Below are 12,354 nucleotides of genomic sequence, written 5' to 3'. Positions count from 1 at the left end.
TTTCCCGGGTCGGGGAGCGGTGTATGTCTCAGGTGTTTTGCCCGGTGCCGCAAGGCCGGGGCGCTTGGTTGTCGTTGAAACGCGCTGCGTGCGGTGGCCTGTTGGGCCTGGCTTGCCTGGGGGCGCAGGTGCCCTTGGCGCAGGCCGATGAGGTGGCGACCCAGTTGCCGAACCAGGTCCACCGTTTCGATATCCCGGCCCAGCGCCTGTCCAGCGCACTGGTCGCCTTCGGCCAGCAGAGCGGCCTGCAGGTGACGGTGGATGCGCAGTGGCTGCGCGATCATCAGTCCAACCCGGTGCAGGGCCAGATGGACAGCCTCGGCGCGCTGTCGATGCTGCTGGCCGGCAGCGGCATCACCTGGGACTACAACGACGGCGTGCTGAGCTTCCGCCTGCTGGCCGAAGCTGCCAATGGCCAGTTGGAACTGCATGAAACCCTGGTCCTCGGCAATACCGACGAGAACAGCTACCAGGGCGCCGCGGTGATCAACCACAAGGCGGTGCAGAACTTCCCCGGCGCCAACGGCGATATCACCAAGCTGTTGCAGATGCACCCCGCCGTGCAGTTCAGCGGTTCGCAGCAAAGCTCGAACAACCCGGGTGAAATCGACCCGGCGGATATCAGCATCAACGGCGCCAAGTTCTGGCAGAACAACTTCATGATCGACGGGATCTCGATCAACAACGACCTTGATCCCGGTGCTCACGGCTACGGCGAGGCGCGCCAGTTCGACGCGGCGCCGAGCCGCTCCTACGGCATCGCCCTGGACGCCGACCTGCTGGAAGAAGTGAAGGTCTACGACAGCAACGTGCCGGCCGAATATGGCGGCTTCAACGGTGGCGTGATCGACTCCATCACCCGCCGGCCGACCCAGGACTTCCACGGCAAGATTTCCTACGGCATCAGCCGCTCGGAGTGGACCAGATACCACATCACCAGCGGCGACCAGGACAGCTTCGACAACGCCAGCAACGAGCAGTACACCCCCGAGTTCGAGAAAACCACGCTGCGCGGCACCCTCGAAGGGCACCTGAACGAGGACTTCGGCGCGATCTTCAGTTTCTCCCAACGCCGCTCGACCATGCCCATGAACCTGTACAAGGACGGCTACGTCAGCCCGAACAACGACAGCCAGGAAGACCAGACCCGGCAGCTCGACAACTACATGCTCAAGACCTACTGGACGGTCAACGACCGTCTCAGCCTGGACTTCACCCTGCTCAGTGCCCCGCAGGAAAACCGCCTGTTCCGCGAGAACTACCTGAATTCCGGCTTCACCAATATCAACGGCGGCAAGCAGGGTGCGATCAAGGCGACCTGGGAGGGCGACAGCGCGCGCTGGACCCACACCCTGGCCTACAACGACCTGTACAGCTCGCGCACCGGCAATGCCAGCGACACCATCGCCTGGTATTACTCGGAGGCGAAGAACTGGGGCAAGCTGGAAAACGCCAACTCGCGCAGCGGCGAGGGCTCCTTCGGCAACCTCGACCAGACCCAGAAAACCATGGACTACGACCTCAAGGTCGACTGGCTGGCATTCCCCTTCGCCGGGGCCATGCACTCTGTAACCACCGGCCTCGAGCTGCGTCGTACCGATGCCACGTGGGAGCGTGAGAGCACCGGCCAGGGCGTGAGCGGCTTCAAGAGGGACACGGTCGCGACCTGCGCCAACAACGACCCCTGGTGCTCCGTCAGCCCGCTCTTCGACGGCAACACCCGGCAATGGGCGTACCAGCGCACCGAGTACGGTGCCGGCAAGCTCGAGGTCAACGAAACCGCCTGGGCCGTGTTCGCCCAGGACGCCATGCAGATCGACAAGCTCGGCCTGCGCCCCGGCGTGCGCTTCGAAGGCGACGACTACATGGACAAGAAAACCGTGTCGCCACGCTTCGCCGGCGACTACGACTTCTTCGGCGACCGCAGCACCGTGCTGGTCTTCGGCGCCAACCGCTACTACGGGCGCAACCTGTTCAAGTACCGCCTCAACGATGGCCGCCAGGCCTTCAACACCTTCTACAGCCGCACCACCCAGACCGGCGAATGGAAGGGCTCGACCAACAAGATCTCTACCCGCTTCGCCGGCCTCGATATTCCCTACGACGATGAATGGACAGTGGGGCTCGACCAACGCTGGCTGAACACCGATTTCAGCCTCAAGTACGTGCACCGTGACGGTCACGACAAGATCGTCAAGGCAACCGCCGGGTCCTGGCGCAGGATCCGCTGGACGGCTACGAGTCGCTGTACACCCAATACACCAACGAGGGGTCGAGCAAGAGCGACAACGTCAGCCTGACCGTCACGCCGCTTGAGCCGATCCGCTTCCTCAACAGCTACACCAGCCTGCAACTGGTGCTGGACTGGTCCCACTCCGAGGACGCCTACGGCACCTACGAAAGTTCGATCAGCCTCGAAGAGCTGAACGACGCCGACGTGATCTACGACGGCAAGCGGGTGAACTTCACCGAGCTGCCACCCAACGATTACAACCGGCCCTGGACCGTGCGCCTGAGCACCATCACCGAGATTCCCGAGTGGAACCTCACGGTCAGCAACTTCTTCCGCCTGCGTGGTGCCTACGAACAGATCATCGATACCGGCAGGACCGAGGAGGTCGATGGCGAGTCGCTGGACGTCTACGACACGGCCAGGGTCGATGGCGCGCCGACCTGGGACATGCGGGTGAAATGGGAGATTCCTACCGCGAAAGACCAGGCCCTGTTCGTCGCCGTGGACGTGACCAACGTCACCGACGAGGTCAACGAAATCGTCTCCAGCGGTTCCACCGCCAAGACCACCTACGAGATCGGCCGCCAGTACTGGCTTGAGGTCGGCTACCGCTTCTGACTTTCCTCACCGTGGAATGAACCTGATGAACAAGATCCTTGCGGGCCTGCTCGGTCCGTTGCTGCTCGGCGCCTGCGCCACCACCCAGGCGCCCGACACGGCGCTGCCCTGGGATGCCGCTGTGGTGCGTGGCACCTTGCCCAACGGCCTGGAATACCGCCTGGTGCGCGACGCCAGCCAGGCCAACCGCCTCGACCTGCGCCTGACGGTACAGGCCGGCTCGGTGGACGAGGACGCCGATCAGGTCGGCGTCGCCCACCTGGTGGAGCACCTGACCTTCTACAGCCACGGCGGCGATAGCGCCGACCTGCGCCAGCGCATGACCGGGCTGGGCTGGGTCCAGGGCCGGCATTTCAACGCGGTGACCAGCTACGACCGCACCCAGTACCTGCTCAGCCCGCCCTCCGGGGTGAAGCAGGCGCCGCAAGCGCTGGAGGCCTTGTCTGACCTGGTGTTCGCCATGGACTACGACGCTGCCGACCTGGAGCGCGAGCGCCCGGTGGTGATCGAGGAGTGGCGCGGCGGCCTCGGCGTGGCCCAGCGCATGAACGAGCAGCGCATCGCCTCCCAGCGTGCCGGTTCGAACTACCCGGCGCACCGCACCATCGGCAACGAAGGCGCGATCCGCAAGGCCAGTGTCGAGGCACTCAAGCGCTACCAGCAGCGCTGGTATGTGCCGAACAACATGGTCCTGTCGGTGGTGGGCGATTTCGAACCGGCCGCCCTGGCGAAGCAGATCGACCAGGCATTCTCGAAAGTGCCGGCAGCCACCGTGCCGAGCCGTGAACAGCGCGAGCTGTCGCTGGATGACAGGCTGAAAGTCTTCCGTCTGCAGGACGCCCAGTCCGGCAGCAACCAGGTGGCGCTGTTGTTCCGCCTGCACGAGCCGGACAGCCGCGGCACCACGCGCGCCGCCATGCGCGAGCGGCTGATCGACCGCATGGCCCTGTCCGCCATGACCAGCAGCCTGCGTCGGCAATTGCCGGTGGATGGCGTGCGCAGCCTGACCGCGCAGAAAACCCTGATCGGCGAGCATTCCACGGTGCTTGGCATCGCGGCCGGGGTCGAGGGGCAGCAACATCGCAAGGCGCTGCAGCAGTTGCTCAGCGAAATCGAGCGCCTGCGTCAGCATGGCTTCACCGAGGCCGAACTGCTGCACGAGCGCGGGGTGATCCAGGACCTGGGCGAGAAGACCCTGGCCAAGGACGGTTCGCGGGACTTCCAGCAATGGGTCGAGCAACTGAACAACGCCGCCGTGCAGGACAAGCCGGTGGTGGCCAAGCATGCGGCGGCGCAGCGCTATCTGGAGGTGCTCGGCAGCATCGGGCGGGATGACCTGAACCAGCGGCTGTGGCGCTGGCTGGGCTGTGGCGACCGGGTGTTGCAGGTCAGCGCACCCGGAGTGACGCCGCTGGAGCTGCCGACGGTGACCGAGGTGGAGCAGTTGCAGGACTCCATCGCTCACTCGTCGCTGGCTGCACCGAAGCAGAAAGCCGAGGCAACCACGAGCAAGCCGGTGGCCGAGCTGGTCATGCCGGCACTGCCTGCTCCGGGCAGCATCGCCAGGCGCCAGGCGTTCGCCAAGGAAAAGGTCGAGCACTGGACGCTGGGCAATGGTGACCGCCTGGTCTGGCTGCGCGCCAATGCCGAGGGCGGCCGCTGGTCGCTGCAGGCTGATTCGACGGCCGGTTATAACCTGGCCGATCGTCCGGTGTGGCGAACCCAGATGGCGACGCAACTGGCCACCCAGAGTGCGCCGGCGGGTGTTTCCGCCGAGGCGCTCGACGCCTGGCGCAAGGCGCAGAAAGTCACGTTGGGCGTCGACCAGAAACCCCAGCGTCTGCAACTGAACCTGAGCGTCACGCCGGGGGAGGGTGCTTTGGCGGACCTGCTGCAAAGCTACCGCCTGAGCCAGACCGATATCCGTATCGACCCGGCCGCCTTCAGCGAAACGCAGGACGATCTGCTCAAGCGCCTGCAAAGCCGTCCGGATGATGTACGCGAGCGGGAAACCTCGACGATGCGCCGGCTGATGTACGGCAGCGACAGTTGGCAGACGCCGGATGCCAAGGCCTTGCAGGCGCTCGATGCGACGGCGCTGGATGCCGACTGGCAGCGTTTGTCTGCTGCGCCCGTGACCTATTACCTGATGGCCGACATCGAGCCGAAGGTCCTTGAGGAAGCGGTGCTCGCCCGGCTGGCGAACATCCCTCGGGGCGAGGCCCTGAAGAACAACGCTGCTTTGCAGCAACCGGGTCAACGCAGCGAATCCCTGGCCATCGCCCTGGAGCCCCGCGCGGTGTTCCAGGCCACCAGTTTCAGCGAGCAACCCTGGAGCCCGTAGGCGGCGGCGCGGGTCGCGGCCTTGCGTGATCTCGCCAGCCTGCAGCTCAAGCAGCGCCTGCGTGGCGAAGCGGCGGGGGTGTACCGGCTCAAGTTCGACAGCGAGCTGAACCCCGACACCGGTCGTATCGAAAGCCGGTTGAGCTTCACCTGCGATCCGGCCCGGGTCGATGAGCTCTGGGCCCTTGCCCAGGACGCCCTGGACAAACTGCCGGGTGCGGTCAGTGCCGAGTGGGTCAAGGGCGAGCGGGCGGAGCTGGCGCGCCAGGAAAGTAAACGCCGCGACGACCCCACGACTCAGCAGCGCCGCCTGGTCCTGAGCGAGCGTCACTGGGGCGATCCGCGCTACCTGAGCAGCCAGGCGCAACTGCCTGAAGGCCTGAATGCCGGTGCCTTGAAAGCCATGGCCGGGCAATTGTTCCCCCGCGCCAACCAGGTCCAGCTGCGCCTGCTGCCGACCCCGGCCGCCCGGGACCAGGCCCTGTGAACGCCCTGCGTGCCTTCTGGCGCCTGTCCCGGCCGTTCTGGGCCAGCCGCCGGCAGTGGCTGGCCTGGGTCATGCTCGGCGGGGTGATCGGCATGGGCTTGCTGGTGGTGCAGATCAACGTGTGGATCAACGCCTGGAGCAAGACCTTCTACGACACCCTCGGCGCCTTCGACACCGATGCGCTGTATGCGCTGATGGGCCAGTACTCGCTGTATATCGGCGCCTACGTGCTGATCTACGTCTACCTCGACTGGCTGCGCAAGGGCCTGGTGATGCGCTGGCGCCAGTCGATGACCGAGCGCCTGACTGCCGACTGGCTCGGCGACCAGGCCTTCTATCGCCTGGGCCTGGGCGACGAGCCGGACAACCCGGACCAGCGCATCGCCCAGGACGTGGACATGATGGTCGACCTGAGCATCGAACTGGTGGCGTCGTTCGTGATCAACCTGGCCCAGGTCGGCGCCTTCGTGGTGATCCTCTGGGAGCTGTCCGGGACCCAGACCTTCACTCTGTTCGGCACCACGTTCAGCATCGACGGTTACCTGGTCTGGCTGGTGCTGGTCTACACCTTGCTGGGTAGCCTGATTACCCATTGGGTCGGCAAGCCGCTGCACGACCTCAACTACGAGCGCGAGCACCGCGAGGCGGACTTCCGCGCCAGCCTGCTGCGCAAGCGCGACCATGCCGAGCAGATCGCCCTGTACCGCGGCGAGGCGGTGGAGCGGCGGCAGTTGTCCGCGCGTTTCCAGGCGATTGCCGACAACTGGCGGCAACTGATGGGCCGCGAGCGCAACCTGAGCCTGTTTACCGTGGCGTTCGAGCGGGTCAGCCTGATCATCCCGGTGTTCGCCGCCTTGCCGCTGTTCCTGGCGAAGACCATCACCCTCGGCGGGCTGATGCAGATCCGCAGTGCGTTCACGGCGGTGCAGGGCTCGCTGAGCTGGTTTATCAAGCTGTATCCCAAGCTGGTGCGCTGGAGCGCGGCGTTGCAGCGCCTGGAGCAGTTCGAGCGGGCGATTGCCGCCAGCCGCCAGCAGGTTCGCGAGGTGCCGGCAGGGGGCTGCCTGTGCACCGAAGGGCTGGTGGTGTGCCGGCCGGATGGCAGCGTGCTGCTGGACGGGCTGGATGTGCGGGTGTTACCGGGGCAGTGGGTGCGCCTCGACGGGCGCAGCGGGCTGGGCAAGTCGACCTTGCTGCGGACCTTGCAGGGCTTGTGGCCATACTGCAGCGGGCAGTGGCAGTTGCCGCCGGGGCGCAGCCTGTTGTTGCCGCAGCAGCCGTACCTGGCGCGGATGTCGTTGCGGGAATTGCTGGCGTATCCGGACACCGGGCTGCCGAACGATGCGCGGCTGGTAGGCGCGCTGGACAAGGTCGGGCTGGCCGCGCTGGCCGGGCGGCTGGACGAAAGCTGCGAATGGCAGCGGGCCCTGAGTGGCGGTGAGCAGCAGCGCATCAGCCTGGCCCGGGCCTTGTTGTACCGGCCGCAGACGCTGTACCTGGACGAGGCGACCAATCAGCTGGATGACGAGAGTGCGCGGGGTGTGTTGAAGATGCTGAAGCGGGAACTGCCGGGGTGCACGGTGGTGGCGGTGACGCACCAGGGGGTGTTGGCGGGGTTGTTCGAGCGGACGGTGATGCTGGAAGGGGAGGCAGTACCCGCATAGTGGTTGCTGCTCATGGCCTCATCGCTGGCAAGCCAGCTCCCACAGGGACCGCGTGCACCGCAGAACCTGTGGGAGCTGGCTTGCCAGCGATAGGGCCCTGGAGGGCAGTCAGAGATTCAGGTTGGCCACGAACTGGCTGGCATTCCTCCCCAGCTTCTCGATCACCGCATTCCTCACCTGTCCATACGCCTGCACATTCAGCACTGCCGTCTGCGACGAGCGGAAGATGCGCACATCGTTGTTCTGGAAGTTGATGAACAGGAAGCTGTTGCTGCTGACATTGCGGATCAGTTGCACGCAATTCATCAGCATGGTCACGTCACCCGCGCAATTCTGCGAGCAGGGCAGGATCTGGAACGTGCCGACATTCCCGCTGTTGCTGTGGTTCATGAACAGCTCCAGGGCATGCGGCTGCTTGCGCAGCGATTCCAGGGTGCGCCGGGCGATCGGGCTGAACGTGCTGCCACCGGCCACCCCTTCGATGATGTCGATGATCACGTCGTTCATGCTGAAGGACTGCTGGCTGGGGTGAAAACGCAGCAGTTCGTTATGCGACAGGGTCCAGCCCAGCTTGCCCAGGCCGTCCACGTAGAAGTTGAACCACTCCTCGCGCTGGATCGCCTTGTCGAAGCGCTTGTTCGCCGCTAGTTGCATCAGCAGCGTGCTGTTGAGCACATCCTCGCGGGCCTGGCAGGTCAGGCCGGCGACGAAGGACAGCAGGCTGTCGCCGGCGACCACCGCGCTGTCGGCCGACGGGCCGGGATTATCAGGCTGGTCGGGCGGGTTTTGCCGCAGCAGGCGGGGCGCAGTGCCGGGGATTTCCAGGGCGGCAATGAATTCCAGCCGATCGGTCAGGTTGTGCATCGGATGACTCCTTTCGTTGAGGAACCGCCGAAGCTAGCGAAATGCCCGATCCATGGCAGGCGGAGGGCCTTCCCCGACGGTTCCCGTCACCCTTTGTCGCCCTTTGACGCTTTCGGCAATTCCCCTGTCGTTTTTGCATCGGGACGACAATCACCCGAGGCATATGCTGACCCCCAATAGCGCCGGCAGACGATTCGGCGCGGGATTGCCAATAAAGGGGACAGCCTGATGAGCCCAGCCGAACTTCACGCCGACAGCATCGTTATCGACGGTCTGATCATCGCCAAGTGGAACCGCGAACTGTTCGAGGACATGCGCAAGGGCGGCCTGACCGCGGCCAACTGCACGGTGTCGGTCTGGGAGGGCTTCAAGGCCACGGTGGACCAGATCGCCGCCAGCCAGAAGCTGATCCGCGACAACAGCGACCTGGTCATGCCGGTGCGCACCACCGCCGATATCCGCAAGGCCAAGGAACTGGGCAAGACCGGCATCCTCTTCGGCTTCCAGAACGCCCATGCCTTCGAAGACCAGATCGCCTATGTCGACGTGTTCAAGCAGCTCGGCGTGGGCATCGTGCAGATGTGCTACAACACCCAGAACCTGGTGGGTACCGGCTGCTACGAGCGCGATGGCGGGCTGTCGGGCTTCGGTCGCGAGATCGTCGCCGAGATGAACCGCGTCGGCATCATGTGCGACCTGTCCCACGTCGGCTCCAAGACCAGCGAGGAAGTCATCCTCGAATCGAAGAAGCCGGTCTGCTACTCCCACTGCCTGCCGTCCGGCCTCAAGGAACACCCGCGCAACAAGTCCGACGAGGAACTGAAGTTCATCGCCGATCACGGCGGTTTCGTCGGCGTGACCATGTTCGCGCCGTTCCTGGCCAAGGGCATCGACTCGACCATCGACGACTACGCCGAGGCCATCGAGTACACCATGAACATCGTCGGTGAAGACGCCATCGGCATCGGCACCGACTTCACCCAGGGCCACGGCCAGGACTTCTTCGAGTACCTGACCCACGACAAGGGTTACGCCCGTCGCCTGACCAACTTCGGCAAGATCATCAACCCGCTGGGCATCCGCACCGTGGGCGAGTTCCCCAACCTCACCGAAACCCTGCTCAAGCGCGGCCATTCCGAGCGCGTGGTCAGGAAGATCATGGGTGAGAACTGGGTCAACGTTCTCAAGGATGTCTGGGGCGAATAAGCCTCCGAAGCCTCTCTATCCAACCCCTGCATCAGGCGGGGGCAGCCAAACAAAAATTTCTGGAGTTGAGTTTCCATGGCCAAGATCGCCCCGCAATTGCCAATCGAAGTCGACAGCGAGACCGGTGTCTGGACCAGCGACGCCCTGCCGATGCTCTACGTACCGCGGCATTTCTTCGTCAACAACCACATGGGTATCGAGGAAGTGCTGGGCGCCGACGCCTACGCCGAGATCCTCTACAAGGCCGGCTACAAATCCGCCTGGCACTGGTGCGAGAAGGAAGCCGAATGCCACGGCCTGGAAGGCGTGGCGGTGTTCGAGCACTACATGAAGCGCCTGTCCCAGCGCGGCTGGGGCCTGTTCAAGATCCAGGACATCGACCTCGATAAAGGCACCTGCAGCGTCAAGCTCGAGCACTCCGCCTTCGTCTACGTCTACGGCAAGGTCGGGCGCAAGGTCGACTACATGTTCACCGGCTGGTTCGCCGGGGCCATGGACCAGATCCTCGCCGCCCGCGGCAGCAAGATCCGTACGGTCGCCGAGCAGGTCTACGGCGGTTCCGAAGAAGGCCACGACGACGGCCTGTTCATCGTCAAGCCGCTGTAAGTCGAGGAGCCCGCGCCATGGCGTTCGAAGCTATGTTCCAGCCGATCCAGATCGGCAAACTGACCATCCGCAACCGCGTGCTGAGTACCGCGCACGCCGAGGTCTATGCCACCGACGGCGGCATGACCACCGAGCGCTATGTGAAGTACTACGAAGAGAAGGCCAAGGGCGGCATCGGCCTGGCCATCTGCGGTGGTTCTTCCGTGGTCGCCATCGACAGCCCGCAGGAGTGGTGGTCGTCGGTCAACCTGTCCACCGACCGCATCATTCCGCACTTCCAGAATCTGGCCGACGCCATGCACAAGCACGGCGCCAAGATCATGATCCAGATTACCCACATGGGCCGGCGTTCGCGCTGGGACGGCTTCAACTGGCCGACCCTGATGTCGCCGTCCGGCATCCGCGAGCCGGTGCACCGCGCTACCTGCAAGACCATCGAGCCGGAAGAGATCTGGCGGGTGATCGGCAACTACGCGCAAGCGGCACGCCGGGCGAAGGAAGGCGGCCTGGACGGCGTCGAACTGTCGGCCGTGCACCAGCACATGATCGACCAGTTCTGGAGCCCGCGGGTCAACAAGCGTACCGACGAATGGGGCGGCAGCTTCGAAGGCCGCATGAAGTTCGGCCTGGAAGTGCTCAAGGCGGTGCGTGCCGAGGTCGGCCCGGACTTCTGCGTCGGCATGCGCATCTGCGGTGACGAATTCCACCCCGATGGCCTCAGCCACGAAGACATGAAGGAAATCGCCAAGTACTACGATGCCACCGGCATGGTCGACTTCTTCGGCGTGATCGGCTCGGGTTGCGACACCCACAACACCCTGGCCAACGTGATCCCCAACATGAGCTACCCGCCGGAGCCGTTCCTGCACCTGGCGGCGGGCATCAAGGAAGTGGTCAAGGCCCCGGTCCTGCATGCGCAGAACATCAAGGACCCGAACCAGGCCACGCGCATCCTCGAAGGCGGCTATGTCGACATGGTCGGCATGACCCGCGCGCACATCGCCGACCCGCACCTGATCGCCAAGATCAAGATGGGCCAGATCGACCAGATCAAGCAGTGCGTCGGTGCCAACTACTGCATCGACCGCCAGTACCAGGGCCTGGATGTGCTGTGCATCCAGAACGCCGCGACCTCCCGTGAATACATGGGCGTGCCGCACATCATCGAGAAGTCCACCGGGGCGAAACGCAAGGTGGTGATCGTCGGCGCCGGCCCGGCCGGCATGGAAGCGGCACGTGTCGCCGCCGAACGTGGCCATGACGTCACCCTGTTCGAGAAGAAGGAGCAGATCGGCGGGCAGATCACCATCGCCGCCAAGGCCCCGCAACGCGACCAGATCGCCGGTATCACCCGCTGGTACCAACTGGAGCTGGCGCGCCTGAAGGTCGACCTGCGCCTGGGCACCGCGGCCGATGCCGACACCATCATGGACCTGCGTCCGGACATCGTCGTGCTGGCGGTGGGCGGTCACCCGTTCATGGAGCAGAACGAACACTGGGGCGCTGCCGAAGGGCTGGTGGTCAGCAGTTGGGACGTGCTCGACGGCAAGGTCGCGCCGGGCAAGAACGTGCTGGTCTACGACACCATCTGCGAATTCACCGGAATGTCGGTGGCCGACTTCATCGCCGACAAGGGCAGCCAGGTGGAGATCGTCACCGACGACATCAAGCCGGGCGTCGCGATCGGCGGGACTTCGTTCCCCACCTACTACCGCAGCATGTACCCCAAGGAAGTGATCATGACCGGCGACCTGATGCTGGAAAAGGTCTACCGCGAGGGCGACAAGCTGGTGGCGGTGCTGGAGAACGAATACACCGGGGCCAAGGAAGAGCGGGTGGTCGACCAGGTGGTGATCGAGAACGGCGTGCGGCCTGACGAGGCGCTGTACTACGCGCTCAAGGACGGCTCGCGCAACAAGGGCCAGATCGATGTGGAGGCGCTGTTCGCCATCCAGCCGCAGCCGATCCTTGGGCAGGCCGGCGACGGTTACCTGCTGTACCGCATCGGCGACTGCGTGGCGCAGCGCAATACCCATGCGGCGATCTACGACGCCTTGCGCCTGTGCAAGGACTTCTGATCGGACCTTGATCGAGAGAGCGGCACGGACCCTGTGGGAGCTGGCTTGCCAGCGATAGCGGTAGTGAATTCACCATTGCAATCGCTGGCAAGCCAGCTCCCACAGGGTCCGTGCCAACTCCAACCCGAGTGGGAGCTTCCCATGCTGAACGTTATCCTCCCCATCCTGCTGTTCGCCGCCCTCGGCCTGGCCGTGCTCGGCGCCGTGCGGCGCGTGCGGATGTGGCGCCAGGGCCGGCCTTCGCCGGTCAACCTG

Annotated in this window: 9 protein-coding genes; 8 read left to right on the top strand and 1 reads right to left on the bottom strand. The window is 64.7% G+C overall.

Annotated elements, in window-relative coordinates:
- Positions 1–23 precede the first annotated feature (23 nt).
- The 5 genes from PSEMO_RS05165 to PSEMO_RS05155 are packed head-to-tail and all read left to right on the top strand — an operon-like array spanning position 24 to position 7,345.
- Positions 24–2,300 (top strand): TonB-dependent receptor plug domain-containing protein, encoded by a 2,277-nt coding sequence (locus tag PSEMO_RS05165; RefSeq protein ID WP_256720988.1) that lies wholly within the window; start codon positions 24–26, stop codon positions 2,298–2,300.
- A gap of 56 nt (positions 2,301–2,356) precedes the next feature.
- The gene (locus PSEMO_RS33735) at positions 2,357–2,851 is read left to right on the top strand and encodes a hypothetical protein (RefSeq protein ID WP_372239097.1); all 495 of its coding nucleotides are present in this window, start codon (positions 2,357–2,359) and stop codon (positions 2,849–2,851) included.
- Positions 2,852–2,876: 25 nt separating this feature from the next.
- Complete coding sequence (locus tag PSEMO_RS05160; protein ID WP_256720987.1) at positions 2,877–5,195, top strand: M16 family metallopeptidase; 2,319 nt, start codon at positions 2,877–2,879, stop codon at positions 5,193–5,195.
- Between the two features lie 21 nt (positions 5,196–5,216).
- Positions 5,217–5,681, top strand: coding sequence for a hypothetical protein (locus PSEMO_RS33730; RefSeq protein ID WP_256720986.1), 465 nt, complete (start codon positions 5,217–5,219; stop codon positions 5,679–5,681).
- Positions 5,678–7,345, top strand: coding sequence for an ABC transporter ATP-binding protein/permease (locus PSEMO_RS05155; protein WP_075802068.1), 1,668 nt, complete (start codon positions 5,678–5,680; stop codon positions 7,343–7,345). The genes PSEMO_RS33730 and PSEMO_RS05155 overlap by 4 nt, the downstream gene beginning before the upstream one ends.
- Before the next feature lie 108 nt (positions 7,346–7,453).
- Here PSEMO_RS05155 and PSEMO_RS33425 read toward each other — a convergent pair whose 3' ends face one another.
- Positions 7,454–8,209 carry a hypothetical protein gene (locus PSEMO_RS33425; RefSeq protein ID WP_075802067.1) on the bottom strand — a complete coding sequence of 252 codons (756 nt, stop codon included), beginning with the start codon at positions 8,207–8,209 and terminating at the stop codon, positions 7,454–7,456.
- Positions 8,210–8,437: 228 nt separating this feature from the next.
- Here PSEMO_RS33425 and PSEMO_RS05145 point away from each other — a divergent pair, with 228 nt between their 5' ends.
- The 3 genes from PSEMO_RS05145 to dgcA all read left to right on the top strand — a co-directional run bounded on the left by PSEMO_RS05145 (position 8,438) and on the right by dgcA (position 12,099).
- Complete coding sequence (locus tag PSEMO_RS05145; protein ID WP_016497618.1) at positions 8,438–9,415, top strand: dipeptidase; 978 nt, start codon at positions 8,438–8,440, stop codon at positions 9,413–9,415.
- A 75-nt stretch (positions 9,416–9,490) separates the two neighbouring features.
- The gene (locus tag PSEMO_RS05140; RefSeq protein ID WP_075802066.1) at positions 9,491–10,021 is read left to right on the top strand and encodes a DUF5943 domain-containing protein; all 531 of its coding nucleotides are present in this window, start codon (positions 9,491–9,493) and stop codon (positions 10,019–10,021) included.
- 17 nt (positions 10,022–10,038) lie between these two features.
- Positions 10,039–12,099, top strand: a complete 2,061-nt coding sequence (dgcA, locus tag PSEMO_RS05135; RefSeq protein ID WP_075802065.1) for a dimethylglycine demethylation protein DgcA — start codon at positions 10,039–10,041, stop codon at positions 12,097–12,099.
- Positions 12,100–12,354: the final 255 nt, after the last annotated feature.

Origin of the sequence: Pseudomonas putida (genome assembly GCF_001941965.1) — a bacterium.
Classification (GTDB): Bacteria; Pseudomonadota; Gammaproteobacteria; order Pseudomonadales; family Pseudomonadaceae; genus Aquipseudomonas; species Aquipseudomonas putida_L.
Note: the sequence above shows the minus strand (reverse complement) of the source record. Positions and strands in the feature narration are given on the sequence as shown.

Excerpts from the sequence above, each read along its gene's own strand:
- PSEMO_RS05165 (WP_256720988.1), top strand. The coding sequence starts at position 24 with ATGTCTCAGGTGTTTTGCCCGGTGCCGCAAGGCCGGGGCGCTTGGTTG.
- PSEMO_RS05160 (WP_256720987.1), top strand. The coding sequence starts at position 2,877 with ATGAACAAGATCCTTGCGGGCCTGCTCGGTCCGTTGCTGCTCGGCGCC.
- PSEMO_RS33425 (WP_075802067.1), bottom strand. The coding sequence starts at position 8,209 with ATGCACAACCTGACCGATCGGCTGGAATTCATTGCCGCCCTGGAAATC.
- PSEMO_RS05145 (WP_016497618.1), top strand. The coding sequence starts at position 8,438 with ATGAGCCCAGCCGAACTTCACGCCGACAGCATCGTTATCGACGGTCTG.
- PSEMO_RS05140 (WP_075802066.1), top strand. The coding sequence starts at position 9,491 with ATGGCCAAGATCGCCCCGCAATTGCCAATCGAAGTCGACAGCGAGACC.
- dgcA (WP_075802065.1), top strand. The coding sequence starts at position 10,039 with ATGGCGTTCGAAGCTATGTTCCAGCCGATCCAGATCGGCAAACTGACC.